Raw genomic sequence first — 25,303 nt, forward strand, 5'->3', positions numbered from 1 at the left:
TGCGCGCGATCGATCCCAGCACATCACATAACGCACGCGCGCGGTCACTATTCGTTGCGAATTGACCTGAAGTGGAAGTTCTCCCTCCGTTACCGTCGGCGTTTACCGAGGTCAGACGAGTCGAACCGGCTTCTCCGGGCGTATCCCTGACTCGATCAGCCAGGCTCGCAGCGGGGCCGGGTCGCCGTCCTCGGTGAGGCTGAGGACTCGGGAGTTCAGATCGGCGGCTCTCTCGCCGTTGATCAGCAGAGACGGGCCGTCGAGCCAGTCGAGTCCGGGGGTCGCGCCGGCCGTGTCCATTGCGGCGCAACAGACCATTGCCGTGACGTGGTCGGCCAGCAGTTCGCGGGCCGTGCGTGGGGGCTGGAGCGGGAAGAGGGGCAGGGTGCAGTCGTCCCAGAGGGCGGTACCAGGCCCCTGACTGGACGCGCCCGCCCCGCCCTGCGCCGCGCCGACCGTCCCCGGGGCCTCCTCCCGGGCCAGCTCCGCACTGAGCCGAGCGGCGAGCGCGGCACCGCGCTGGTTCTTCATGTCCCCGAGCGCCTCGTCGTCGTGGCCGTACGACTCCGCGAGGGCCTCGTCGTCGTAGTCGCCCGGCTCCATGGGGGTGTGGTCGTGGCCGTCCCGCTTCGCGGGGGTCCGGTCGTAGCCGTCGGGCTCTACGGAGGCCTGGGCGTAGCCGTCCGGCTTCGCGGGGGTCGGCCCGGTGTCGACGTTCTCGTGGGGTGCGGCTGCCGCGGGGCCTGGAACGGGGTGGGGGTTGGTGGCGCCGGCGACTCCCCGGACGCCCGGGCCGGCGTCGGTAGCGTCGGGGCCGGAAGAGGAGCTGCGGTTGGCGGCCGTGCTCGTGTCGGTCGCGCGGGAGGGGCGGTCGGGGTCGGTGCCTGCCCCTTCCGCCGTGTAGTCGTCCCCCTCTGCCGCGCGCAGCCCGGCCTCCCGAGAGGGGTCGCCGAGGTCGCCGTCTGCTTCTCGCTCACCGCGCGTGCCCATCTCCGCGTTGGCTTCTTCGTCGCCGAGCGCGCTCAGGCCCGCGGCGTCGGCCTCCTTCGCACCGAAGGCGCTCGTCTGCACGCCGGACTCTCCCTCGCCGCGCGTGCTCATCCCCCTGCGGGCCTCCTCGCCACGCGTGCTCATCCCCCTGTCGGCCTCCTCCTCGGCATACGCACTGGTGCCCGCCCCCGCTGCCGTCCCCGGCAGGCTCGTGGTGTCTGTGGTGAGGGTGTCGTGGGGGGTGGCGAGGTGGTCGAGGACTCGGGAGAGGGTGGGGGCCGTCGGGTCGGGGGAGGTGGGGGTGTGGGTGGGGCGGGCGGCCAGGGAGTCCAGCACGCGGTGGAGGCGGGCCGCGTCGGTGCGCCACTTCCGGTCGACGACCTCCTCCGGGTACTCCTGCCAGTCGACCGGGGACCAGTCCGGGCCCTGCTCGGCGGGGCCGCCGTGGAACAGGCGGGCGGCGAGCAGGGACGCGGCCTCGTCCACCGCGCCGGGCTCCTCCAGCAGATCGCACGCGGGTCGCTCACCCAGGCGGGAGGCGAAGCCCTCGGCCAGCCGGTCGCGCCGGGACAGTTCGGTGAGCGCCGCCACCACGCCCGCGTCCAGCCGGGAGGGCCAGCGGCCCATCCGCCAGGCGGGGAGTGCGACCCGGGTCAGCAGCCGGTCCCAGCCGGCGTACGCCAGGCCGACCTGCTCCTGGGCGACGATCCGCAGCCCGTAATCCACAGCCTGTGCACGCTCGGCCGCCGCGGCGGCCACGCCCCGCTCCATCTCGGTCGCGTGCTCCCGGCAGCCGCGCAGCAACAGCCGGGCCACCCAGCCGACCCCCGCGAGCACCGTGCGCGAGACCGGGCCGCGTCCGGGCGCCGAGGTCACGGCCACCGCCGCGTCCAGCCCCCGTACGAAACGGCGGGCGGCGGCTATGTCCGGGTGCGCGGAGGGTCCCGTACCGGCTACGACCGGGGCCAGGACCGCGCGCAGCTCGCCGACCCGCATCCACCACAGGAACGGGGAGCCTATGACGAGCACGGGCGCGGTGGCCGTACGCCGGCGGGGGCGTCGCCCCAGGCCGGAGAGTTCGTCGTGGTGCTCGGGCGGGGGCGGGCCGTGCGCCGGGTGCGTACGGTCCTCCAGCCAGCTGTCGCAGTCCGGGGTGAGCGCTATGGCCGACGGCGCGGGGACGTCCAGGCGGTCGGCGAGGTCGCGCACCATGCGGTACAGGTCCGGTGCGGACTCCTCCGCGATGGGGACCGTCGGGCTCACGGCGGGACGGGCGCGGGCCACGACCAGGGCGATGCCCGCGGCGGCGGCCAGCACCAGCAGCGCGACCCCGCTCACGATCCAGCGGGCGGTGTCCCAGCCTCCGCCGAGGAGATGCCCGGTGGAGCCGCCGGCCAGCAGGATCACGGCCGCGGCCGCGGGCAGCAGGGCGACGGCCAGCGCCCGGCCGCGGATGCGCAGCACGGCGAGGGCCCGGGAGCGCGCGGCCTGCGCGCCCACCTCCACACCCACAACGGTCACGGCCGGTCACCCCCTCCCTGATGCCCTGGCTGTCCTGGCGTTGCTCACTCCCCCACTGTGGCACCCGCCAGTGACATCGCAATGCCGGTGGGCCAAGTGCCGGAACGCTTGCGCCGCACCCTAGTTGGGGCCTCGGCCCCAGTCAGCCGGATGGGGCATCGCTCACTCGATGGAATGGCTTTGGTCAGAGGTGGATGACTTACAGCAAGCATCAGGCCCCGGATTCCTCCGGGGCCTGACCTGGGCAGAAACCGGGCGGCACTAGACGCCGGCGGCCGCCTTCGCGGCGATGTCCGTACGGTGCTGGGAGCCGTCGAGGCGGATCCGGCCGACGGCGGTGTACGCCCGTTCGCGGGCCTCGGAGAGGTCCTTGCCGGTGGCCGTGACGGACAGGACGCGACCGCCCGCGCTGACGACGTCGTCACCCTCCTGCCTGGTACCGGCGTGCAGGACGTACGCGTGCGGGGCGTCCTCGGCGGCCACCTCGTCGAGGCCGGAGATCGGGTCGCCGGTGCGCGGGGTGTCGGGATAGTTCTGCGAGGCGACGACCACGGTGACCGCGGCGTCCTCGCTCCAGCGCAGCGGCTCCAGGTCGGCGAGCAGGCCGGTCGCGGCGGCGAGCAGCAGGCCCGCCAGCGGGGTCTTCAGACGGGCCAGGACCACCTGGGTCTCGGGGTCGCCGAAACGGGCGTTGAACTCGATGACCCGCACGCCCCGACTGGTGATCGCGAGCCCGGCGTAGAGAAGGCCGGAAAACGGCGTGCCGCGGCGTCGCATCTCGTCGACGGTGGGCTGCAGGACGGTCTCCATGACCTCGTCCACCAGCTTCGGGTCGGCCCAGGGCAGCGGGGAGTACGCGCCCATGCCGCCGGTGTTCGGGCCCTCGTCGCCGTCCAGGGCGCGCTTGAAGTCCTGCGCCGGCTGGAGCGGGACGACGGTGTCGCCGTCGGTGACGGCGAAGAGGGACACCTCGGGGCCGTCGAGGAACTCCTCGATGACGACCCGCTCGCAGCCCGCCGCGTGCTCCTTGGCGGCCGCCAGGTCGGAGGTGACGACGACGCCCTTGCCCGCGGCGAGACCGTCGTCCTTGACGACGTAGGGAGCGCCGAACGCGTCCAGGGCGTCGGCGACCTCTTCGGCGTTCGTGCAGACATACGAGCGGGCGGTCGGTACGCCGGCCCCCGCCATCACGTCTTTGGCGAAGGCCTTGGACCCCTCGATCCGCGCGGCCTCCTTGGAGGGGCCGAACGCCGGGATGCCCGCCGCGCGCACGGCGTCGGCGACTCCGGCGACCAGGGGAGCCTCCGGGCCGACGACCACGAGGTCGGCCCCGAGCTCTGTGGCCAGCGCCGCTACGGCCGCGCCGTCCAGGGCGTCGACCTGGTGCAGCTCGGCGACCCCGGCGATGCCGGCATTGCCGGGGGCGCAGTGCAGCGCGGTGACGTCGGGGTCGTGGGACAGGGAGTGGCACAGGGCGTGTTCGCGGGCGCCGCTGCCGATGACGAGGACCTTCACGGGGGTCAGCCTATCCGGCGTTCCTGCCGAGAGTCGGCGGGCGGGGATCCTGTACGTTCCCACAAGGGGACGCTCGCCCACCCGGCTCGCCTACTCGTTCGAGAACTCCTCCATCACCGTCGCGCCGAGCTCCCGCACGATGAGGTCGTGGCCGGAGAGCGCCGACTCGTCGAGGTCGGGGTCGTCGTCCTCGGGGATGTCGTCCTCGGGAGCGACCGGGGGCGGCTCGGGCGCGGCCGACGGCTGGGGTGCCGGGGCCGGGGCGGACGCCGGAGCCGGAGGCTGGGCCTGGGGAGCCGCGGGGCCCGGGTGCGAGGCGGCGGCAGGACGCGGGGCCGACGCGGCGCCGGACGGGGCGGGGGCGCCGTAACCGCCGCCGTAGCCACCGCCACCGCCGCCTCCGTAGCCGGAGGAGCCGCCGGTCGGCGGGGGTGCCGAGCCGCCCGACGGGTCGACGACGGCCTCGATCCGCCACTGCACGTTGAACTGCTCGGACAGCGACTGCCGGAGCACGTCCTCGCTGCCGCTGCTCGCGAAGTTGTCGCGGGCGCCGGCGTTGACGAAGCCGAGCTGGAGGGTGGTGCCGTCGAAGCCGACGACCTGGGCGTTCTGGCTGAGCAGGATCCAGGTGAAGCGGCGCCGGTTCTTGACCGCTTCCAGGATGTTCGGCCAGAGCATGCGGGGGTCGAGGCCGCCCGGGACAGGCGCGGCCGGGACCGGGGCCGGGGTCGGCTGGGGCGCGGTGGGCGCCGGGGCCGCGGCGGCGGCCGGAGGCGTCGCGGTCGCCGGAGTCGCCGGAGTCGCCGGAGCGGCCTGCGGCTGAGGAGGCTGTCCGCCGCCCGCCGGAGCCGCGGTGGGCCAGCCACCGGGCCGTCGGCCACCACCCGCGGGCGCGGCGGTGGGCCAGGCGCCGGGCGCCCCCGCGGCGGGAGCCTGCGCGGCGGCCGGAGCCTCGGGCCCGGGAGCCGGAGCGGTGGACTGGGCGGCGACGGCCGGTTCGCCGCCACCGGGACCGGCCGCCGCTCCGGCTCCCGCGCCGACACCCGGCCCCGTGCCCGGAGCCGCGCCGGTGGGCACGCCGGACGCCGCCGGAGCCGTAACCGACGGGCCGCCCGCCGGGCCGGCACTGCCCGCACCGCCACTCGCACCACTGCCCGGAGCGGCCCCCATCGGCCCGCCGGACGGAGCGCCCGCCCGCGCGGCCGCCCTGGCCGCCGCGGGGCCGCTGCTCGGCGGAACGGGCGCACCGCCGGACGGCATGCCGCCCGGGTGGGCCTCGGGCCCGGGGACGTACCCCATCGCCGGTGCCGCGCCGCCGCCGGAGAAGTTGACGCCGCGCTCAAGGCGGTCGAGGCGGGCCATGACGGAGCGCTCGTCGCCGTAGGCCGCGGGCAGCAGCACGCGCGCGCAGATGAGTTCGAGCTGGAGGCGGGGCGAGGTGGCGCCGCGCATCTCGGTCAGGCCCTCGTTGACGAGGTCGGCGGCACGGCTGAGCTCGGCCGCGCCGAACGTCCCGGCCTGGGCGCGCATCCGCTCCAGCACGTCGGCCGGGGCGTCGAAGAGCCCCTTCTCGACGGCGTCGGGCACGGCGGCGAGGATGACGAGGTCCCGCAGCCGCTCCAGCAGGTCGGCGACGAAGCGGCGCGGATCGTTGCCGCCCTCGATGACGCGGTCCACGACCTCGAAGGCCGCGGCGCCGTCTCCGGTGGCGAACGCCTCGACGACGGAGTCCAGCAGCGAGCCGTCGGTGTACCCGAGCAGGGAGGTGGCCATGGCATACGTCACACCGTCGGCAGCGGCGCCGGCGAGCAGCTGGTCCATGACGGACATGGAGTCACGCACGGATCCCGCGCCCGCCCGCACCACCAGCGGCAGCACCCCGTCCTCGACGGGGATCTTCTCCTTCTGGCACACCTCGCCCAGGTAGTCCCGCAGGGTCCCGGGCGGCACGAGCCGGAAGGGGTAGTGGTGCGTCCGCGACCGGATGGTGCCGATGACCTTCTCGGGCTCGGTGGTGGCGAAGATGAACTTGAGGTGCTCCGGCGGCTCCTCGACGACCTTGAGCAGCGCGTTGAAGCCGGCCGACGTGACCATGTGGGCCTCGTCGATGATGTAGATCTTGTACCGGCTGCTCGCGGGTCCGAAGAAGGCCTTTTCCCGCAGCTCACGGGCGTCGTCCACGCCACCGTGCGAAGCGGCGTCGATCTCGATGACGTCGATGGAACCCGGCCCGTTGCGGGCGAGGTCCTGGCAGGACTGGCACTCACCGCAGGGGGTGGGCGTGGGACCTTGCTCACAGTTCAGGCAGCGGGCCAGGATTCGCGCGCTGGTCGTCTTGCCGCATCCGCGCGGACCGCTGAACAGGTACGCGTGATTGACCCGGTTGTTCCGCAGCGCCTGCTGCAGCGGGTCCGTGACATGCTCCTGCCCGATGACCTCGGCGAAGGACTCCGGGCGATAGCGGCGGTACAGCGCGAGAGACGACACGCCTACGAGGTTATAGGCGCCCACTGACAACGTCCTCGCCCCAGGACGGTCAACGCCCCCGCCAACGCAAGCGCCCCCCACGCACCCGCCAGAGCCAACCTACCCTTGCTGCCTTCCGGCCCTGGGGGAGTTCAGTCAGATAGCGCCGCGTGAGGGGCTCCGCAAAGAGTACCTGATGTCAGCGGGCCGGAACGAGTTCGCGAGCACTCCTCTCGGTCATGTAATGTTTCCGGCGGAGGATTCGCCTAGAGGCCTAGGGCGCACGCTTGGAAAGCGTGTTGGGGGCAACCCCTCACGAGTTCGAATCTCGTATCCTCCGCCAGTGCCTCACCGGGCACGTTGTCGAAGGGCCCCGCTGTTCACAGTGGGGCCCTTCGACGTTGTCCGTCTCAGTTGGTCTTTTCTTCCGCGCCGAGCGGCGCCCAGAGCGCATCCCCGACTTGCTGGGCGACCTTGCGGAGCATGGTTCCCGTCACATGCATGTACCGGGCGCGCATCCGTGCCGTACGCCCGTGTCCCGGAGAAGCCGCTTCCAGACGTGAATGTGGTTCGGCGCTCAGACCGCGGCGCACGCCCCGGCGAGGTCTCCGGGCACGCCAATCGATCACCGTTCGTGTGTAGCCGCCCTCGGGCCTACAACATCACGAGGCGAGCTGCGACTCCCCGCTCGTATCGTGAAAAGAGACAGAGCTGCGGGCAAGGCAGGGAAGTCATGAAGGTACCGGCGATCGACTACGCGGCGGTGTTCCAGGCTCTTCCCGGGGCGGTGGCGCTAATAACCCCGCAACTGATCTACGCGGACGCCAACGCGGAGTTCTTGCGCCTGCGGGGCCTTCCACGCGAACAAGTGATCGGTCACTTCGTGCCTGAGGACCACCCCGAAAAAGCCCCCGCCGAGCCGCTCCTGCTGAGAGTTCTGGCGTCACTGCGCCAGGCGGCCGACACCGGTGAGCGCAGCGTCGTAGCGTTGCAACGCTACGAGAGGGAGGACCCCGATCAGCCCGGAGTGTGGCACGAGCAGTACTTCAACATGACCAACATTCCTGTGTTCGGACCGGATGGGCGGGTGGCGCTGCTGCTGCACCGGGCGGAGGACGTCACCGAACTCATCCGCGCCCGTGAAGTGGCCCTGGCCTTGCAGGAATCTATGCTGCCCGCCTTGCGCCCGGTCGGCCGGCATCAGGCGGCCGTACGCTACCGGCCCGCCGCCGAAGCACTGAATGTAGCCGGCGACTGGTACGACCTGGTCGACCTGCCCGGCGACCGCATCGCCGTCGCAGTCGGCGACGTCGTCGGCCACGGCCTGCCCGCGGCCGGCGTCATGGGACAACTGCGCAGCGCCCTCACGGCCGCCTCCCTCGTCGCCGAAGGACCCGCCCGCGCCCTGGAAGTCCTCGGGCTGTACGCCCGCACCGTCGACGGCGCCGAGAACACCACCGTGGCCACGGCTTTCATTGACTGGAAGAGCCGCACCATCACCTACAGCAGCGCCGGCCACCCACCACCCGCGCTCCTGCAGAGGGACAAGATCGTCGAGTTCCTGAACCAGGCCACCGACCCGCCCCTGGCCGCCCGCCCTCAGCACGCCCCCCGGATCCAGGCTGTCACGACCTTCCGCGAGGGCGCCGTTCTCGCGCTCTACACCGACGGCCTGATCGAACGCCGCGGCCAAGACATCGACACCGGCCTCGCCCGGCTCGCCGACTCCCTGGCCCACCACCAGGCAGACGACCCCGAAGCCCTCGCCGACGCCGTGCTCAACGACCTGCTTCCATCAGGCGACGCCACCGACGACACCGCCCTGGTCATCATGCGCCTGTGAATCCAGCCCGCTCCGTTCGCCGGCCCGTTTGTACCCCGCCGACTCATTCATCGACTTGGAAAGCGTGTTGGGGGCAACCCCTCACGAGTTCGAATCCCGTATCCTCCGCAGCCGCCTGAACAGGCGAAACGAAGTGCCGGACCGCTCATTGCAGTCCGGCTCTTCGGCATGCCCTGGTTGCAGTTCCGGTTGCATTTACAGGCGACATTTAGGACACATCCTCAAGCCGGAAGGGCGCACGCTCACGTCCTACAGGGCGACCGGCGCAGACCCTGAGGAGCTTTGACACCGAACGCAGTCATGCCCCCGCACCCCTCGATGCCTTATTCACCCATCACGGTTTGGCCTGCGGCGGCTCTGGTCTCGGCGGATCCACGCGGATCTGTCCATGGTCCCCGGACGATGTCGCGGTCATAGCCCGATCATCCGGACCTTGCCGCCGCACAGCCGGGTCATGTCATCGACATCCGACGTGAGGATGGCGACCGGGCCAGGCTGACGCAAGGCCGCTTCCGCGACGGTGGCGTCGATCGCGTACTTGTGTCCGTGCAGACCGGCGCCCTTGAGCAGTTGTGCCGCCGCCTTGGCCGCCGCCTCCGTGATCGGCTCCACCTTGAGCCGGGAGAGCGCCCATTGCAGTCGAGGCAGGTCCACCTCGGCGTGGCTCACCTCCACGATGGTGTTGGCGTTGACGCCAAGGTCCGCTCCCATGTCGTGGAACACCTGGAACATCGCCAGAACCTTCCGGTCCTGCGCCACCCAGGCCGACAGCCCCCCGCTGTCCAGGACGACGGTCTCGATGTGCCCGCTCACGCGCCGCTCGCGCCGCCGGCGGCCGACGTCGTACCGAAGATCCGCGCCCGCGCCTCGGCCAGCTCTTCCTCACTGAAGGCCCCGTGCTCGTCTGTGTGGCTGCGCAGGTCGGCCCCCAGGAGCTGGTGCCGGATCTGTCTGGCGACCGCTTCGGCCACGTAGCCGGAGATGTTGTCCGTGATCTTCTTCAGCTCCGCCACCTGCTCGGTGGGGAGTCGCGCTGTCTGTTCCCCGCAGTTGGTCCGAGCCGGCGGCAGTCGGGGCGACTGCCCGTTCGAGCGGGGGCCCAGCTGGGCAGTTGTACGACGCGCCAGTTCAGCGGGCCCAGTAGCGGTATGCCTCGATCCATTGCCAGCCCTCGGGGGCCGGTTCCGGCAGCGGCAGGTCCAGAATTCCGACGTCCTGTCGGACCGATCCCCGTGCGCAGCGTGCGACCACGCGCCCGTCCTCGGACAGATCGACACCGACCACGCTCACCTCGACGCCGAGAACAGTCGTGGTGAACGGCACGGCAAGGCTCTCCTCGATCATCGTGAAAAAGCCGGTGAGCTGCTCATCCTCGCCGGAGGCGTCGACGGTGGCCTCTTCGACCAACGCCTCCAGCGCGGCTGGGTCCCAGGTGCTCATGGCCGCACCCTAGCGCCGCACCGTACGGTTGGGGACCGGTGTGTTCAGCAGCGGCGTATCCGTCGTGGCGCCGTCGCCGGCAGTCAAGGCAAGGCCCGTGGTTGCCAGCGTGTGACGTTGCCTGGTGGGGTTCGGTAGTGAGCGGCCCAGGGGAGGGTCCGGCAAGCGACAGGGCGGAAGAAAGTGGCACGAGTCGTCGTACGAGAGCCGAGTACGGGCGCGAGGAGCGCACCGCCGCTGGCCCGGCAGGAAACATCCGCCTTAGTGAGGGAGCTGCTCGGCGCCGGCTGGGCGGCGGTGTTCCTGCCCGGTGAGCCCGCCCGCCTTGGGCGGCTGCTGCTGTGGAAGCCGACCGGGGCAGTTGCCGGAGACAGTATGGCGCCCGCCGGCCTTGAGACCGAGGTGGTGGAGCTCGTCCTGCCGCACGGCCGCTCGGTCAGGCGGCGCAGGGTCGAGGGTTACGCGCTGCCTGTCGCCGTCGCTGTCTCCGCCCTGGCCAGTGCGGAGCCGACGCATCCCTCCGGCGCCGCCTGGCAGGCCGCCACTCGCTTCGCGCTGCGGCTGCTCGCCGACGGCCGCCTCCACCCGGCCCTCACCCCCGCCGGCTACGACACCTGGCAGGTGGGTCCGATCACCGCCGCCCAGCGCCAGACGCTGGACGCCCTGGCCGCCGCCTTCCCGCCACACGCCCACTGCCTGCCCGAGCCTGGCCCTGCTCCGGTACGGATCGCCGAACCGGCTGCGCTGGTACGCCAGTTCTGCGACGCGGTCGCCGATGATCTGGTCCGTACGCCCGCCGCGCCGCTCGCCATGGGAGCGCTGCCGTATGCCTGGCGCGAGGCCCGCGCCGTGCCCACCTTGCGTGAATGGGCCGAGGAAAACCAGGCGGCACTCACCGCCGAGGTCGGTGTCTCCCTGCGCGTCGACGTACCCGAAGGACGCCGACGGCAGTTCCGGGCCGTCCTGCAACTGCACACCGCGGCGGATCCGGCGCTCGTCGTCGAGGCCGCACGACTCTGGAGCGAGCCGACGGAAGTGGAGCGGCTGCTCGGCCCACGCGCCGAGACCGAGACCCTTCTCGGCCTGCGCCGCGGCGCCCGCGCCTGGCCCCCGCTGCGGAGGCTGCTCGACGATGCCGCTCCCGATCAGCTCCGATTGACCGACGACGAAGCCTTCGATCTCCTTGGGGACGCCACGAACGCGCTGCGCGCGGCCGGTCTCGACGTGCACTGGCCGCGCCACCTGGTCAAGGCGCTCACCGCGACCGCGGAGATCGGGCAGCGCACCGCCCCCGGTTCCACCGCGGGCGGCCTGCTGAACGCCGAGGCCCTCCTCGACTTCCGCTGGCAGGTCTCCCTTGGCGGCGAGCCACTCACCGAGGCCGAGATGGATGCTCTCGCAGAGTCACGCCGTCCCCTCGTCCGGCTTCGCGACCAGTGGGTGGTCGCCGACCCGAAGCTGGTGGCCCGCGCCAAGCGCCGCCGGATGGAACCGCTCACCCCCATGGAGGCATTGAGCGCCGCGCTGACCGGCGAGGCCGAGCGGGACGGTGGCCGGGTCCCCTGTACGGCGGTCGGTGCGCTCGGCGACCTGGTCGCCCGCATCCGCGATCCCGAAGCCCGCACCCCCGTGCCCCAGCCCGCCGCCCTCAAGGCCACGTTGCGCGAGTACCAGAAGCGGGGCCTGGCCTGGCTGGCCGAGATGTGCGCACTCGGCCTCGGCGGCTGTCTCGCCGACGACATGGGCCTGGGCAAGACCATCACCTTGCTCGCTCTGCACCTGCACCGCCAGAGCGACCCCACCACCGCGGGCCCCACCCTTGTCGTCTGCCCGGCCTCCCTGCTCGGCAACTGGCAGCGCGAGGCGGCCAGATTCGCACCGCTCACCCCCGTACGCCGCTACCACGGCGGCGACCGCCACCTCAAGGACCTGGCCGGCGACGAGATCGTCCTGGTCACCTACGGGGTGCTGCGCCGCGACCGCGAAGTGCTTGCCGAGACAGCCTGGTCGCTGGTAGCCGCCGACGAGGCCCAACACATCAAGAACCCCTACGCCGTCACCGCCCGCGAACTGCGTGCCCTGCCCGCCCGCGCCCGCGTCGCTCTCACCGGCACCCCCGTGGAGAACAACCTCTCCGAGCTGTGGGCACTGCTCGACTGGACCACCCCCGGGGTCCTCGGCTCACTCACCGCCTTCCGCGACCGGCATGCCCGCGCCATCGAGGCGGGCGAGGATCCCGAGGCAGCCGAGCGCCTGTCCCGTCTCGTACGTCCCTTCCTGTTGCGCCGCAAGAAGTCCGACCCCGGCATCGCGCCCGAACTGCCGCCCAAGACCGAGACCGACCACGTCGTCCCGCTGACGGCCGAGCAGACCAGCCTGTACGAGGCACAGGTCCGCGAGACCATGGCGAAGATCGCGGAGTCGGAGGGCATCGCCCGACGCGGTCTGGTACTCAAGCTGCTCACCGCGCTGAAGCAGATCTGCAACCACCCCGCCCAGTATTTGAAAGAGCACAGCCTGCGCCAGTCCACTCCCCTGCGGGGCCGCTCCGGCAAGCTCGACCTGCTCGACGAACTTCTCGACACCATCATCGCCGAAGGCGAATCCGTGCTGGTCTTCACGCAGTACAAGCAGATGGCGGCTCTGTTGGAGAAGCATCTCGCCGAGCGCGGCGTCCCCACTCTCTTCCTGCACGGTGCCACCCCCGTCGCGCGGCGCGAGGAGATGGTGGACCGCTTCGAGCGCGGTGAAGTGCCGGTGTTCCTGCTGTCGTTGAAGGCGGCGGGCACCGGACTCAATCTCACCCGCGCCACTCACGTCGTGCACTACGACCGCTGGTGGAACCCGGCCGTCGAGGACCAGGCCACCGACCGCGCCTACCGCATCGGCCAGGACAAACCCGTCCAGGTACACAGGCTCCTCGCGGAGGGAACCGTGGAGGACAAGGTGGCGAAGCTGCTCGAAGCCAAGCGCGCCCTCGCCGACGCCGTCGTCGGCTCCGGCGAGGCAGCCCTGACCGAACTGTCCGACGCCGACCTCGCCGAACTCGTCGCCCTGGGAAGGCAGTCGTGACCCCCGCCGTCCCCGGCCCGCGCCGTGCGCCCGCCCGCGGCAAGCGAGCCTTCGCCGCGACCTGGTGGGGCCAGGCATGGGTGGCCGCCCTGGAGGACTCCACCCTGGACGCCGGACGGCTCTCGCGCGGACGCACCTACGCCCGCAAAGGCATGGTCGGCCCGGTAACTGTCGCTCCGGGCAAGGTCAATGCCGCTGTCCAGGGCAGCCGCCCGCGCCCGTACCGCTCCTCAGTCCACCTGCCCGTCCTCACCGACCCCCAGTGGGACACCCTGCTCGACACGATCGCGGCCCGCGCCGGACATCTCGCAGCTCTTCTCGACGACGAGATGCCCGCCGAACTCGTGGACGACGCCCGGCACGCGGGCGTCCCACTGCTGCCACTGCCCACCGAGCTCGATCCGGAGTGCTCCTGCCCCGACTGGGGATACCCCTGCAAGCACGCCGCCGCGCTCTGCTACGCCATCGCCGCCACCATCGACACCGACCCGTTCGTGCTCTTCGCGCTGCGCGGCCGCGGTCGCGAGGAGGTCTTCGCCCAGCTGCGCGCACGCCGAACGGCAGCACAGGAGACGGCCGGCCCACCGGCACCGGCCGGCGTCCCGGCCGCCGCTGCGTACGCCCACTGGGCCGAAGAGCCCCCCGAACTGCCCGAACTCCCGGGACCCGCTGCCCACACCACAGCACTGCCCGTCGCCCCGCCATCCGGCACCGGCCTGGCCGCCGAGGACCTGGAACGCCTCATGGCCGACGCCACGGCGCGCGCCGCCCGGCTCCTCACGGGCGACACCGCCGACCTGCACCTGACCCAGCACCAGGACGCCGTCCGCATCGCCGCAAGCAACCCAGGACCCCAGTGGATCCACCACCTGATCCAGAACACCGGCACCAAACCCACTGCCTTCGCACGCCTCACCCGCGCCTGGCGCCACGGCGGCCCCACGGGCATCACCGTCGCCGAACAGCCCTACGCCCCCGACCCGACGGTGATGAAGGCCACCCGCATCGCCCTGGACGCGGCCCTCGCCGAGATGACCGACTCCCCCACACACCTCAGAACCTGGCGCAACCGCCTCACCCTCACCCACCACGGCATCCAGCTGCGTCTGGGGCCCGACGCCCGCTGGTACCCCTACCTCCAGGACGACGACGGCGAATGGTGGCCCGCGGCACCAGCCGACAGTGACCCGGTCACCGCGCTCACCGCGGCCTGGTCGCAGAACGGGGAGTAAGGAGGCGACTCCCCGCTGACCAGGAACCACGAGCAGAAGCCGGGCAGAATGTGGTCCGGCCCTCTGGCGTTTGCCCGTCTCGGTTTCCGTCTCAGGCGGATTCCCAGCGCAGCCCGGCTTCGCGGTTCCTGACCGCGCGAACCTGGACCGGCCAGCGCACCATCGACCTGCACGACCTGCGGAGCGTGCGGACCTGGAAAGAGGCCCGTCGAGGAGGCGCCGCCACGTACCCCGCGGCCTCTCCGCCCTTCGCTCCCTGCTCTCCATGGAGCGAACCTGCCTGCTGATCATCGGACCGATGATGATCTCGGCAGTCATCGCCTCCCACTGAGCCGGCTCGTGCGGCAGGCCAGTCAGGAACGCCCGTCCAAGTCGTCCGGTGCGGACTCGGTGTCTGCGGATGCCTGCGGTAGATAGCCGTAGTACTGCATCCGCTCACGCTGGATCAGGTGACCCACGACGTTGATCGCCAGCGCGGCCAGGGTGGAGTACAGGACCGGCAGGCCGATCTCACCGAAAAAGTGCCACGCGACCAGAAACCCGAACAGGGTGCATACCGGTATGGAGATTGCCGGATACCGCACCATCCACAGGAGCGATGGGCTCGGAGGGCCCGTTCCACCCAGGACCCAGTCGGCACCCTGCGCCCGCCTCTGCGCCGACCGCCGCCAGGCGCGCGTCAACCGTGACACCGTTGCCCCTCCCCGCCCCTCTGATGGGGAGCGTCAGCCTAGACCTCGTGAGTCATATGCCGCCCCAGTCGTGCCCGATCCAACGAGGAGCCGCGGCCGCACCGAGGATCGTGGCATGATCCGCTCGCGCGGCACGGAGCCGCGTCGACGATCTTCCGAGGAGGGCGTTCGTCATGGGCGCTTACGGGTGGGCCGCTCTCGGAGCTGCCTTGACGATCACGCTGATACCGGGCGGAGCGGCAGTCCTCCGTGGCCGGCTGCTCCCTCGGTTCAGGGGCCGAGTCGAGTCTCCCCGGATCTGGGGGCTCGGCGTCATCCTGATGGGGCTCGGGTTGTCGATCGAGCTTCTCGCCGCCCATCGGCACGACGACATGGTCCGCAACATCGCGGGATTGACGGGCATCTGCATCCTGATATGCGGCTTCTGCCTTGAAAAGTGGGCGCGGCTGCCCGGCCGGCTCAGCCGGTCGTAGGCAGGCACGCCGCCGACCTCCGCCGGCCCACCGGTGTATGTCTCGGTTCACTTCTCGGTGTGGTGGAGTGGGCGGCATGACCGACATCGAGAAGATCACGGTGCCCGACCTTCTGCGGGGGTATCCCGGGGTGGCCTTCGGCGGCTACATAGCCGGTGTGCTCGCCGGGCGGGCGGCGGCCAAGACCGTACGGGTGGACTTCCGGCGGCCGACCCCGGTGGAGGTACCCGTGGGGCTCGCGCAGACCGCCGACGGCGGGGCCGTGCTGACGGGTGCGGACGGGGTGCTCGCGCTGGCCACGCCCGACGAACTGGACCTCGACGTCCCCGAACCGCCCTCCTGGGACGAGGGGGCGGCCGCGGCCGAGGCGTACCGCGCGGCTCCGCCGGAGGGAACCGTGGACTGCTTCGGGTGCGGGCTCGACCGCACGCCCGACACCGGGCTGCGCCAGCACTGCGGGATCGTGCCGGGGCGGGATCTGGTGGCCGCCGCGTGGACGCCCGGGCCCGCGCTCGCCGACGCGGAGGGAATGCTGCGGCCGGAGCTGGTGTGGGGAGCGCTCGACTGCCCCGGGAACGCGGCCGGTCGGCTGGTGGGAGGGCTGCGCGAAGGGGCGGTGACGGCCTCGATGACGGCACGGCTGCTGCGGCCGGTGCCGGTTTCCTCGCCGCTGGTCTCGTTCGCGTGGGTCCTCTCGCAGGAGGGGCGCAAGCACCGGGTGGGGGTCGCCCTGGCCACGGCGGGCGGCGACCTGTGCGCCTTCGCCTCGGCGCTGTGGGTGGACCCCCGATAGGGCCGGTCAGGTGCCCGGGCGGGGCGCTCTCAGGTGCCGGCGCCGGGCCAGTTCCTCGTCGTCGACGAGCGTGAGCATGGGCCGGCCCGGCTCGCACAGCATGGTGACGACGAAGCGGCTCCAGGAGTCCGTACGGTTGTTTCCGTCCTGGTAGTGGATGACATCACCGCCGGGCTCCCAGAACGCCTCCCCGGCCTTGATCACCCGCTCGGGCTCGCCTTCCAGCTCGAAGAGCATCTCGCCCTCCAGGACGTAGCCGAAGGCGGGGCCCGAGTGCCGGTGCGGCGGGGTGCCGGGGTCGCCGGGCGGGAACTCGACGAGAGCCGTCATCGCCTCCACCCCCTCCGGCACGAACGGCGGTTTCGCCGACTGGAGCACGGTGAGCGCGTTCTTCCACGCTTCCGAGCGCGGTCCGCTCTCGGCGCTGCCTGCCGCCGACTCGTTCCTCGACATGGTGAGGCCTCCAGGGACGGGCCGAACGGTTCAGGAGAGCCAGTCGCTGTAGTGCGTGGGGGCGATACGGGCCTCGCCCTTGGGGACGAGCACGTCGCCGGGGACGGAGGCGAAGAAGCCGGCGGTCTCGTCGGTGACGACCGTGCGGCCGTCGGGGTGCGCGTCCAAGGTGATCCGGCCGAGGTCGTCGAGGGGGAAGACATCGGGTCCGGCGACCTGGAGGGTGCCGTTCAGCGGGGTGCCGACGGCGACCTCGGCGACGGCGTCGGAGACGTCCTGGGCGGCGATCGGCTGGATCGGGGTGGAGGGCAGGTGAACGGTGTCGCCCTCGGTGGTCCAGGACAGGACCCCGTCCATGAACTCCATGAACTGGGTGGCGCGGACGATCGAGTAGGGGATCGGCCCGTCCTTGAGGAGGTTCTCCTGGAGAGTCTTGGCCCGGTAGTAGACGAGGTCGGGCACCTGATCCGTGCCGACGATCGAGAGGATGACGGCGTGGCCGACCCCGGCCTTGTGGGCGGCCGCCAGGATGTTGTCCATCGAGGTCTGGAAGAACGCCGTGGAGGCGTCGTCGAAGGTCGGGGAGTTCGTCATGTTGACGACGACGTCGGCGCCGGCCACCGCCTCCTCCAGGCCCTCGCCGGTGATCACGTCGACGCCCGTGGACATGGAGTGCGGCACGGCCTCGTGCCCGGCCGCGTTCAGCTTCTGCACGACCTGCGATCCGATCAGGCCGGTACCGCCGAGGACTGCGAGCTTCATGGTTCACCTTTCGTCGCACGGTGCCACGTCACGCCCTCCAGGTTGCGACGGTGTGATGCCCGGCGCACCCCGACCCGTGCGCCCCGATTGAGCCGCTGGGCTGTTGCCGGGGCCCCCGACGGCCGTGTTTGCGGTTGCGGAGAGGGTGGGCGTGTTCCTCTGAAGGTCATGATCCAGAAGGAGGAGCCGCTGCATGTCCGCCCATAAATTGGTTCTGGCCGGCCTCGTGGCTGCCGCCGTGACGACGCTTCCGGCGTCCCCCGTTCAGGCCCAGCCCCGGGGCCACGCCGCCTCCGCGTCCACGGTCGCGTCGGCGAACTGCTCCGCCGCGGCGCTCGTCAGGGCGATCAACGCGGCCAACGCCTCGCCGGGCCCCAGCACCATCAGGCTCGCCCGCAAGTGCGTCTACCGGCTGACCACGCCCGCCCCCAACGACCCCGCCAACGGCCTGCCGACCATCCGCAGCGACATCAGGATCGACGGCCAGGGCGCGACGATCACCCGTGCCAAGGGCGCTCCGAGGTTCCGCATCCTCGCCGTCGCCGAGGGCGGCACGCTGACGATCAGCAGGGTCACCATCACCAACGGCTCGGCGACGGACTGCCCGCTCTTCCCCGGCCAGGCGGTCTGCGGCGGCGGCATCTCCAACTTGGGCACGCTGAACGCGGCCAACATCACCGTGCGCTACAACACCGCCACGTCCAACCTCCCGGCCGAGGGCGGCGGCATCGACAGCGACGGCAGGGCCACCCTCACCGACGTCGACATCAGCTACAACACCGCCCGCTACACCGGCACCGAGGTGGGCTCCGCCGACGGCGGCGGCCTCGCCAACGACGGGCTGCTGACGGTGCGGCACAGCCTGGTCGCCGGCAACTCCGTCAGCGTCACGCCGAACACAGGCAGCTTCGCGTTCGGTTCGGGTCAGGCCTCCTTCGCCGACGCGCGGATCGAGCGCAGTACGTACGCCGGCAACCGCGCCATCGCCACGGGCGGCTTCGCGCGCGCCGCGGTGACCGTCGCCGACCCGGCCACCCTGACCGTCGACGACACCGTCGTGCGGGACAACACGGCCGAGGCGGCGTACGGCGAGGCCCAGGGCGGCGCGATCGCGGGCAACGCCCATGTGACCGTGACGCGCAGTCGCATCACCGGCAACCAGACCGTCGCCCCGCACGGCATCGCGCGCGGCGCGGGGCTCAGAATCCCGCTGATGGGCGTGCTCCGCCTCAGCGACACCACTGTCAGCAACAACACGGCCCGCGCCACGGGCAGCGACGGCCGCGCCGAGGGCGCCGGCATCGACAACCCGCTCGGCGGCAGCGTGACGGTCGTACGGTCCTGGATCACCAACAACACCGCCTACGCCCCCCAGGGCATCTCCCGGGGCGGCGGGCTCTTCAACGCCATCGGCACGAGCACCCTGACCGACAGCTCCGTCACCGGGAACAGGGCCGGCGACGGCGGTGGCATCTTCAAGGCGTCCGGCACCGTCACGCTGAACAACACCGCGGTGCGGCGCAACGTCCCGAACAACTGCAGCCCGGCGGGCAGCGTCCCCGGCTGCTCGGGCTGACGCCCGGCCGAGAAGGCCGAGCAAGGCAACCGGCCCTCGAAGCGACTCACGGCCGCGCGCGGTGCGCCCGTCACGGACACCGCGCGCGGCCGAAGACCCGAAGGCATGTCCATCCCCCGCGAGAGGAGCAACGGTCATGGACTTCAAGCTTGAGGTAATGGAGATCCCGGTCGCCGACGTGGACCGGGCCAAGGAGTTCTACAAGGGGCTGGGTTGGCGCGAGGACGCCGACTTCACCACCGGTCCGGACTTCCGCGTGGTGCAGCTGACGCCCCCGGGCTCGCCGGCGTCCGTCATCTTCGGTACGAACGTCACTGCGGCCGCTCCGGGATCGGCCCAGGGCCTGATGCTGGTCGTCGACGACGTCGAGGCGGCGCGGGCCGACCTGGCCGACCGCGGCGTGGCGGTGAGCGGAGTGTTCCACGACGCCAGCGGGGTGTTCCACCGCGCCGGAACGGAGACCCGGGTGGACGGGCCGGCTCCGGACCGCCAGAGCTACTGCTCGTTCCTCTCCTTCGACGACCCGGACGGCAACGCCTGGCTCGTGCAGGAGGTCACCACCCGGCTCCCCGGACGCTGACCGACCGGCTACCGCGCGATCCGCACCGGCTTCGACACGGTCACCTGGTCCAGGTCCGACACCCGCACCGTCACGTTCATCGTCCAGGTCCCGGCCATGGGCAGGTTGAGGGAACCGGTCCCCCAGTAGCCGCCCTTGTCGGTGACCCGGGCGTCGATCGGGCCGATCTTGCGGGCGGGGAGGGTGAAGGAGACGCGGAGTTCGGGCACGGCGGCCAGGCCGCCGTCGGGGCCGTAGATCACGGCCTGCACGGAGTTGCGGCCCACCCGGCCGGGGTCCAGGGTGATCTGCACCTTTCCGCCGGCGTTCGCGACCCGGAAGGGGACGTTCGTGACGGAGGCGACCGGTATGCCGGCCGTCGGCCCGCCGGACCGAGCCGCCTCGGCCTCCGCCCGGCCCGGCAGCGTGCCGGTGAGGATCGTCGTGATCACCAACACCGCCATGCCGACCGTCACTTCGGCCAGCACGGAGCGGCGCAGACCACGCCGGTACGGGTCGTCGCCCGAGGGCGGGACGTCGGCGGACGGGGCCTCGGCGGCATGGGCGGAGGATCCCGCCGACGGTCCCCCGACCAGCTCCGGAACCCGCTCCCGCGTCGTGGCCTTCGTCGTCGCCAGCCGGGCCGTCAGGCGCCGTGACAGGCCCGCCGCCGTGAGCAGCAGCGCCACCGCGGCCAGCTTGACGATCAGGAGCCTGCCGTACGAGGTGTCGGTCAGCGCGTCCCAGGAGCCGAGACCGCGCCAGGACTGGTAGACGCCGGTGACGACCAGGACGGTCACGGCGGCGAAGGCGAGCCGGGAGAAGCGGGCGACCACGGCAGGCGGTACGGGACCGGCGGCCCGGTACAGCGTCGCCAGCAGGGCCGTCAGGCCGCCCAGCCACACCGCCATCGCGAGCAGGTGCAGCACGGCGGAGGTCATGGCCACCGGCACCTGGATCCCGGCCGAGGCGTGCTCGGCGGCCGCCCAGGTCAGGGCCAGGCCGACGGCGAGCACGGCCGTCAGGGCGAGGACCGGTCCGGATCGGCGCTCCAGGCGCTCCTGTCGCTCCAGGCCCGGCAGACGCTTCAGGCGCAGCAGCACGGCACCCACCACGAGCAGCAGCGCCAGGCGGGCCAGCAGGGCCAGCCCCGGACGGCTCGTCAGCGTCCGCTCCAGTGCCGCGAGGTCGAAGGCGGTCGCCGGGCCCGTGCCCTCCTCGTAGGGGGCGCGCAGCACCAGCAGGACCACGGTGGCCGCGAGCAGCGTCCACCACCCCGTCAGGACCGGCCCGCGCAGGGGTCCGGCCTCGGGCGGGCGGCAGACGGCGAGGAACGTCACCGTGCCGATGAGCAGGGCGAGGGCGAGGTAGGCGGTGTAGCGCGCGATGTCGTACAGGCTGCTGGTGGCGGGGTCCTCGACGGCGCCGGTGCTCGCGGGCACGGTGGTCGCGGACGGCTTGCCGACGGAGAAGGTGAAGGCGCCGGAGATCGGGTGGCTGTCCGCCGAGACGACCCGCCAGGCCACGGTGTAGGTCCCGGTGCCGAGCCGGGCGGGCAGCGTCACGCGGGCGGTGTCGGAACCGGCCTCGCCGTGCCCGGGTTCGCCGATGCGGACCTGTCGGTTGTCGGGGTCGTAGACGCGGAAGGAGTCGTCGAGCAGGCCGACGGACTCGGTGAAGGTCAGGGTGACGGACCCGGGGGCCGACTTGAGGACGGTTCCGTCGGCGGGGTCGCTGCCGCGCAGGGCGGCGTGCGCCGAGGCGCGGCCGGCGCCGCCGAGGAGGAGCAGGACCAGCACGGCGCCCAGCAGCACCAGCCCTTGGACGCGCCGGACCCCACCGGGGCCACCGCAGAAGACGCCGCTCAAGCCACCACGCCACCCTTCGCCCACGTCACCGCTCCGTCTCGGGACTCATGTGCTCTCGCACTGGTACGGACGATCCGCCCGCCGCGCTCACCATGGGGGCCGCGCGGACACTCCGCCGTCCACCACAAGGTCGTGGCCGGTGATCCAGGAGGCGAGCGGGGAGGCGAGGAAGACGCAGGCGTCGCCCACGTCCTCGGGGCGGCCCAGCCGGCCGGTGGGCACCGCCGCCCGCCAGCGCCGTACGCCCTCCGGCCAGGCCTCGGCCAGGCCCTCGCGGTCGATCAGGCCGGGCGAGACCGTGTTCACGCGGATGCCGTCGGGGCCGTACTCCAGCGCGGCCGAGCGGGCGTGCATGACGACGGCCGCCTTGGACGCGCAGTAGTGGGCGTGTCCGGGTGCCGGGTGGGCGGCCTCGACGGATGCGATGTGGGTGATGCTGCCGCCGCCGTGCCCGCGCATGACCTCGGCGGCGGCCCGGGTGCAGAGGAAGACGCCGGTCAGGTTGGTGTCGAGGACCGTGCGCCAGTCGGCCGCCGACATGCCGGGCAGCGGGTGCACGGGCTGCACGCCCGCGTTGTTGACCAGGGCGGTCAGCCGCCCGCCGCCCCACTCGGTGGCCTCACTGACCATCCGCCGGCACGCGTCCTCGTCGGTGAGATCGGCGCGCACCACGACGGACCGGCCGCCCGAGTCCCGGATGCGCTCGGCCACTTCGCGCGCCGCCGCGACACTCGTACGGCAGTGCACGGCGACCGCCGCGCCCTCCTCGGCGAACCGCAGCGCGATCCCCCGGCCGATGCCCTTGCCCGCGCCGGTCACCAGGGCGGTCTGTCCTTCGAGCAGTCTCGTCACGGTCGGCACAGTCGCGTGATCCGGGCGGCCTCGGCCGGGTAACGCGCCGTGAGCCGCGCCGCGTCCCCGTGTTCGTAGCCCTCGTAGGTGAAACCGGGCGCCATCGTGCAGCCGAAGAACGTCCACGCGCCGCCCGCCGCGATCCGCCCGCCCATCCAGGTGCCCGCCGGCACGGTGAACTGGAGGTGCTGGCCGGCCCGTACGTCCGGGCCGAGGACGGTGGTCCTCGACGTCCCGTCCGGGGCGAGGAGCAGGAGGTGGAGCGGGTCGCCGAGGTAGAAGTGCCAGACCTCGTCCGAGGGGAGGCGGTGCAGGGCGGAGTAGTCGTCGGCGGTGAGGAGGGCGACGATCGCCGAGCCTTCCGGGCGGCCGTCGGCCCGCTCCGGTCCCGCCCAGGTGCGGCGGAACAGCCCGCCCTCCCGCGGGATCGGCTCCAGGCCATAGGCGGCGACCAGCTCGTCAGGAGTCACGCGGGAAGGCTACCGCCCGGGTGAGGAACAACAGTTGGGCGTGCTTCTCGGGCAAGTACACGTCCGGAATGTCGATTTCCGGCAGGACGACCTCCGGCCCCTTCTCGAAGCCCTGCCGCCGGAACCGGTCGACCGCCTTCTCGTTGCGCACGTCCGGGTCGACCACGACCCGGTGCCGGTCCAGGCCGCGCAGGGCGTACGTCAGGAAGGCCGCCAGCACCGCCGACGTCCAGCCCGGCCGCGCGCCGCCCGGACCGGCGGGCGCGAGCAGCAGGTGGACGCCGATGTCGCCGGGCTCGACGGCGTAGCACTCGCCGACCCGGTCGGCCTCGGGCTCGTAGGTCTGGAACAGGGCAGCGGGTTCGCCGTCCTTGACCACGAGGAAGGCGTGGTGGGTGTCGAGGGTGGCCATATGGGCGTAGATCTCCCGGACCTGCTCCTCGTCGAGGCCGTTCATGCCCCAGAAGGCGGCCCGTTCCTCGCTTGCCCAGGCGTGGATCACAGGGGCGTCGGCGGCCGCGTCCAGGGGCAGGACGCGGACGGTGCCGAAACCGTCGATCACCTGCTCGTGGACGGCCTCGCGGGCGTGGGCGTACGACTCAGTCATCGGTCTCCTTCTCCAAGTGGTCCCAGTCGGTGACGACGGGAACGAGCTCTCCCGCCAGCCACCGGGGCAGTTGGTCGCGGTGGTGCGGTGAGCCCGGGACCCCGGACGCGCCGAACGGCACCACCCAGCGGCTGTCCTCGCGCCGGGCCAGGTCCCAGACGTAACGGGCCGCCGGGCCGCGCGCGCTCAGATCGGTGAGACCGGGGACGGCCGAGGTGCACAGCACGCAGTCGTGGTCGCCGGCCAGGCCCGGTTCGTCGTACGACACGTCTGTCAGGGCCCGCCAGGGAGCGAGGCGGTGGGTGTCGCCCCAGGTGCCGGTGTGCGCGGCGGCCGTCTCCTCCACGGCCGCGCGGACCAGGGCGGGGCGGTCGACGCCGTACGACTTCTCGGCCCGCAGCAGCCGTTCGAGGGCGAGGCCGACTCGGGGGACGAGCGCGAGCCAGGGGAGCAGGACCTCCGGGTGGGCGGGAGGTTCGGTGAGCGGGGCGAACGCCGGGTGGGCGGCGAGGCGGCGGACGACCGCGCCGCGCAGCGCCGCGTAGGCCGCCGCCTCGGTGCTGTCCGCGTCCATGTGCCGGTCCCAGTTCAGGAGGCGGTCCCGGAGACGGGCGGCCTCGGGGGTGAGGTCGTCGAGCTCCGCCAGGCGGTCCAGGAGGGGCGCGGCGGAGGCGAGGTGGGTGTCCGTGTGGATCGCGGGCATGTCGGCGGCGGACCAGGTGCGGCGCCGGTCGAGGAGTGCGCGGATGCGGTCGGCGCGGTGCGGCGGGGCGAACTCGGTGCCGAGGGGTGCCGCCGGGCCGCGCTGATTGGCCATCACCGCGATGCCGTCGGCCAGGCCGGCCCGGGGCATCTCGTGCCAGCCGCGCCACTCGTACCCGGGCTCCCAGGCGGGCACCGGCCGCAGCCGGTTGGCCCGGTCCCGCACCGGCACCCGGCCCGCGACCCGGTGCAGCAGCCCGCCCTCGGTGTCGGCGGCCTGCACGACGTTGACGGGCTCGGCCCAGCCGTCCAGGGCCCGGTCCACATCGGCGACCCGCCGGGCCCGCAGCAGCGGAAGCAGGGCGCTGAAGCCGAGCTCCCCGGTGACGCGGGGCGGGAAGCGGAGGGCCAGAGCCAGGGGGGTGTCGGAGGCGGGCCCCGCGTCCAGACCCTCCGGGCCGCCCACGATCACCGGTCCCCGGTCCGTCTCGATCACCTCGACCTCGATCGGGGTCTGGCCCACCACCTCCACGGTCTCCGTGTGCCGGGTCGCGCGCCGCCAGGTGCCGTCGGGGCCGAGGGCCTCCACTCCCGCGCCCGTGCGGCGCAGGCGCTCGCGGTAGAGGTCCTGGTAGTCGGCCATGGCGTTGGTGATGGCCCAGGCGACCGTGCCGGTGTGGCCGAAGTGGGCGATGCCGGGGACGCCCGGGACGGCGAGGCCGAGGACGTCGAACTCGGGGCAGGAGAGGCGGATCTGCTGGTAGACGCCGGGGTCCTCGATGAAGCGGTGCGGGTCGCCCGCGATGACCGCCTGCCCGGTGACCGTGCGCTCGCCGCTCACCAGCCAGCCGTTGCTGCCCAGGGTGCCGGGGCCGTCCGCGGCGAAGAGGCCGACGGCGTCCGGGCCGAGGTGCCGCGCGACGTGTTCGCGCCAGAGCTTGGCCGGGAAGCCGGCGAACAGGATGTGCGTGGACAGCCAGACCCCGAGGGGGTGCCAGGGCTCCCAACGACCGGGGCGCAGACCGGTTCCCGCGAACTCGGGGGCCCGGCGGGCGCCTTCGGCCAGCCCGTCGTTCACCCCGTCCGCGTACGCCCGGACCCAGTCCGCCGTCTCGGGGTCCCGCCGCTCCAGGGCGGCGAAGCAGCGCCGGGCCGTGTCGTCGAGGCGGGCGCGGCGGGCGAACACGTCCCAGGACGCGGACGGCGCACCGAGGAAGGCCGCCGAGGTGCCCTGCGAGCGGTGCCGCTCGACCTCCAGCTGCCAGGCGCGGTCGAGGGCGGTGACCCGGCCTTGCGCGTGGGCGAGTTCGCGCGCGCCGTCCGCGCGCAGATGCGGGATGCCCCAGGCATCGCGGTAGATCTCGGCTGTCACCTGCACCCCCTTGTTTTAGGTTAGCCTTGCCTAACCGATCTCGGT

Annotated in this window: 21 protein-coding genes, 1 tRNA gene and 1 other RNA gene; 8 read left to right on the forward strand and 15 right to left on the reverse strand. The window is 72.6% G+C overall.

Going from position 1 to position 25,303, the window contains the following annotated elements; all coding sequences use genetic code 11:
- Positions 1 to 111 precede the first annotated feature (111 nt).
- From ACWGKT_RS32290 to ffs, 4 genes are all read right to left on the reverse strand, one after another.
- Positions 112 to 2,511, reverse strand: a complete 2,400-nt coding sequence (locus tag ACWGKT_RS32290) for a hypothetical protein (RefSeq protein ID WP_453276450.1) — start codon at positions 2,509 to 2,511, stop codon at positions 112 to 114.
- A gap of 261 nt (positions 2,512 to 2,772) precedes the next feature.
- A complete protein-coding gene (purD, locus tag ACWGKT_RS32295; protein WP_453276451.1) occupies positions 2,773 to 4,026 on the reverse strand; it encodes a phosphoribosylamine--glycine ligase in 1,254 nt (417 codons plus the stop codon).
- 90 nt (positions 4,027 to 4,116) lie between these two features.
- On the reverse strand, positions 4,117 to 6,513 hold the full coding sequence (locus ACWGKT_RS32300) for a DNA polymerase III subunit gamma and tau (RefSeq protein ID WP_453276452.1): 2,397 nt from the start codon (positions 6,511 to 6,513) through the stop codon (positions 4,117 to 4,119).
- A gap of 63 nt (positions 6,514 to 6,576) precedes the next feature.
- Positions 6,577 to 6,675: signal recognition particle sRNA small type (gene ffs / locus ACWGKT_RS32305), an RNA gene on the reverse strand.
- 72 nt (positions 6,676 to 6,747) lie between these two features.
- On the opposite strand from ffs, the gene ACWGKT_RS32310 reads away from it, so the two are divergent.
- Together ACWGKT_RS32310 and ACWGKT_RS32315 are read left to right on the forward strand one after the other, a co-directional pair.
- Positions 6,748 to 6,835, forward strand: a tRNA-Ser gene (locus ACWGKT_RS32310).
- A 390-nt stretch (positions 6,836 to 7,225) separates the two neighbouring features.
- A complete protein-coding gene (locus ACWGKT_RS32315; protein WP_453276453.1) occupies positions 7,226 to 8,335 on the forward strand; it encodes a PP2C family protein-serine/threonine phosphatase in 1,110 nt (369 codons plus the stop codon).
- A gap of 411 nt (positions 8,336 to 8,746) precedes the next feature.
- Here the strand turns inward: ACWGKT_RS32315 and ACWGKT_RS32320 are convergent, their stop codons facing one another.
- The 3 genes from ACWGKT_RS32320 to ACWGKT_RS32330 are packed head-to-tail and all read right to left on the reverse strand — an operon-like array spanning position 8,747 to position 9,775.
- Complete coding sequence (locus ACWGKT_RS32320) at positions 8,747 to 9,148, reverse strand: DNA-binding protein (RefSeq protein ID WP_453276454.1); 402 nt, start codon at positions 9,146 to 9,148, stop codon at positions 8,747 to 8,749.
- A complete protein-coding gene (locus tag ACWGKT_RS32325) occupies positions 9,145 to 9,405 on the reverse strand; it encodes a hypothetical protein (RefSeq protein ID WP_453276473.1) in 261 nt (86 codons plus the stop codon). The genes ACWGKT_RS32320 and ACWGKT_RS32325 overlap by 4 nt, the downstream gene beginning before the upstream one ends.
- 58 nt (positions 9,406 to 9,463) lie before the next feature.
- Complete coding sequence (locus tag ACWGKT_RS32330; protein WP_453276455.1) at positions 9,464 to 9,775, reverse strand: hypothetical protein; 312 nt, start codon at positions 9,773 to 9,775, stop codon at positions 9,464 to 9,466.
- 264 nt (positions 9,776 to 10,039) lie between these two features.
- Here ACWGKT_RS32330 and ACWGKT_RS32335 point away from each other — a divergent pair, with 264 nt between their 5' ends.
- A complete protein-coding gene (locus tag ACWGKT_RS32335; protein WP_453276456.1) occupies positions 10,040 to 12,847 on the forward strand; it encodes a DEAD/DEAH box helicase in 2,808 nt (935 codons plus the stop codon).
- The gene (locus ACWGKT_RS32340) at positions 12,844 to 14,079 is read left to right on the forward strand and encodes an SWIM zinc finger family protein (protein WP_453276457.1); all 1,236 of its coding nucleotides are present in this window, start codon (positions 12,844 to 12,846) and stop codon (positions 14,077 to 14,079) included. The genes ACWGKT_RS32335 and ACWGKT_RS32340 overlap by 4 nt, the downstream gene beginning before the upstream one ends.
- A 353-nt stretch (positions 14,080 to 14,432) precedes the next feature.
- On the opposite strand, the gene ACWGKT_RS32345 is transcribed toward ACWGKT_RS32340, so the two are convergent.
- Positions 14,433 to 14,666: a hypothetical protein gene (locus tag ACWGKT_RS32345; RefSeq protein WP_356154046.1), complete on the reverse strand. Its 234-nt coding sequence runs from the start codon at positions 14,664 to 14,666 to the stop codon at positions 14,433 to 14,435.
- A gap of 314 nt (positions 14,667 to 14,980) precedes the next feature.
- Here ACWGKT_RS32345 and ACWGKT_RS32350 point away from each other — a divergent pair, with 314 nt between their 5' ends.
- Positions 14,981 to 15,244, forward strand: a complete 264-nt coding sequence (locus ACWGKT_RS32350; protein WP_356154043.1) for a hypothetical protein — start codon at positions 14,981 to 14,983, stop codon at positions 15,242 to 15,244.
- A 76-nt stretch (positions 15,245 to 15,320) separates the two neighbouring features.
- Positions 15,321 to 16,037, forward strand: a complete 717-nt coding sequence (locus ACWGKT_RS32355; RefSeq protein ID WP_453276458.1) for a PaaI family thioesterase — start codon at positions 15,321 to 15,323, stop codon at positions 16,035 to 16,037.
- Positions 16,038 to 16,043: 6 nt separating this feature from the next.
- Here ACWGKT_RS32355 and ACWGKT_RS32360 read toward each other — a convergent pair whose 3' ends face one another.
- A complete protein-coding gene (locus tag ACWGKT_RS32360; RefSeq protein WP_453276459.1) occupies positions 16,044 to 16,490 on the reverse strand; it encodes a cupin domain-containing protein in 447 nt (148 codons plus the stop codon).
- 30 nt (positions 16,491 to 16,520) lie between these two features.
- Positions 16,521 to 17,252, reverse strand: coding sequence for an SDR family oxidoreductase (locus ACWGKT_RS32365; RefSeq protein ID WP_453276460.1), 732 nt, complete (start codon positions 17,250 to 17,252; stop codon positions 16,521 to 16,523).
- A 193-nt stretch (positions 17,253 to 17,445) separates the two neighbouring features.
- Here ACWGKT_RS32365 and ACWGKT_RS32370 point away from each other — a divergent pair, with 193 nt between their 5' ends.
- Positions 17,446 to 18,828: a hypothetical protein gene (locus ACWGKT_RS32370; protein WP_453276461.1), complete on the forward strand. Its 1,383-nt coding sequence runs from the start codon at positions 17,446 to 17,448 to the stop codon at positions 18,826 to 18,828.
- A gap of 136 nt (positions 18,829 to 18,964) precedes the next feature.
- Positions 18,965 to 19,408 (forward strand): VOC family protein, encoded by a 444-nt coding sequence (locus tag ACWGKT_RS32375; protein ID WP_453276462.1) that lies wholly within the window; start codon positions 18,965 to 18,967, stop codon positions 19,406 to 19,408.
- A gap of 8 nt (positions 19,409 to 19,416) precedes the next feature.
- Here the strand turns inward: ACWGKT_RS32375 and ACWGKT_RS32380 are convergent, their stop codons facing one another.
- The 5 genes from ACWGKT_RS32380 to ACWGKT_RS32400 all read right to left on the reverse strand — a co-directional run bounded on the left by ACWGKT_RS32380 (position 19,417) and on the right by ACWGKT_RS32400 (position 25,258).
- The gene (locus tag ACWGKT_RS32380) at positions 19,417 to 21,201 is read right to left on the reverse strand and encodes a copper resistance CopC/CopD family protein (RefSeq protein ID WP_453276474.1); all 1,785 of its coding nucleotides are present in this window, start codon (positions 21,199 to 21,201) and stop codon (positions 19,417 to 19,419) included.
- A gap of 141 nt (positions 21,202 to 21,342) precedes the next feature.
- Positions 21,343 to 22,116, reverse strand: a complete 774-nt coding sequence (locus tag ACWGKT_RS32385; RefSeq protein WP_453276463.1) for an SDR family NAD(P)-dependent oxidoreductase — start codon at positions 22,114 to 22,116, stop codon at positions 21,343 to 21,345.
- Positions 22,104 to 22,577 carry a cupin domain-containing protein gene (locus ACWGKT_RS32390; protein WP_453276464.1) on the reverse strand — a complete coding sequence of 158 codons (474 nt, stop codon included), beginning with the start codon at positions 22,575 to 22,577 and terminating at the stop codon, positions 22,104 to 22,106. Before ACWGKT_RS32390 ends, ACWGKT_RS32385 begins: the two co-directional genes overlap by 13 nt.
- Complete coding sequence (locus ACWGKT_RS32395) at positions 22,567 to 23,184, reverse strand: GNAT family N-acetyltransferase (protein ID WP_453276465.1); 618 nt, start codon at positions 23,182 to 23,184, stop codon at positions 22,567 to 22,569. Before ACWGKT_RS32395 ends, ACWGKT_RS32390 begins: the two co-directional genes overlap by 11 nt.
- On the reverse strand, positions 23,177 to 25,258 hold the full coding sequence (locus ACWGKT_RS32400) for a penicillin acylase family protein (protein ID WP_453276466.1): 2,082 nt from the start codon (positions 25,256 to 25,258) through the stop codon (positions 23,177 to 23,179). Before ACWGKT_RS32400 ends, ACWGKT_RS32395 begins: the two co-directional genes overlap by 8 nt.
- Between the last annotated feature and the right edge of the window lie 45 nt (positions 25,259 to 25,303).

It is taken from the genome of Streptomyces sp. NPDC054794, assembly GCF_053611585.1.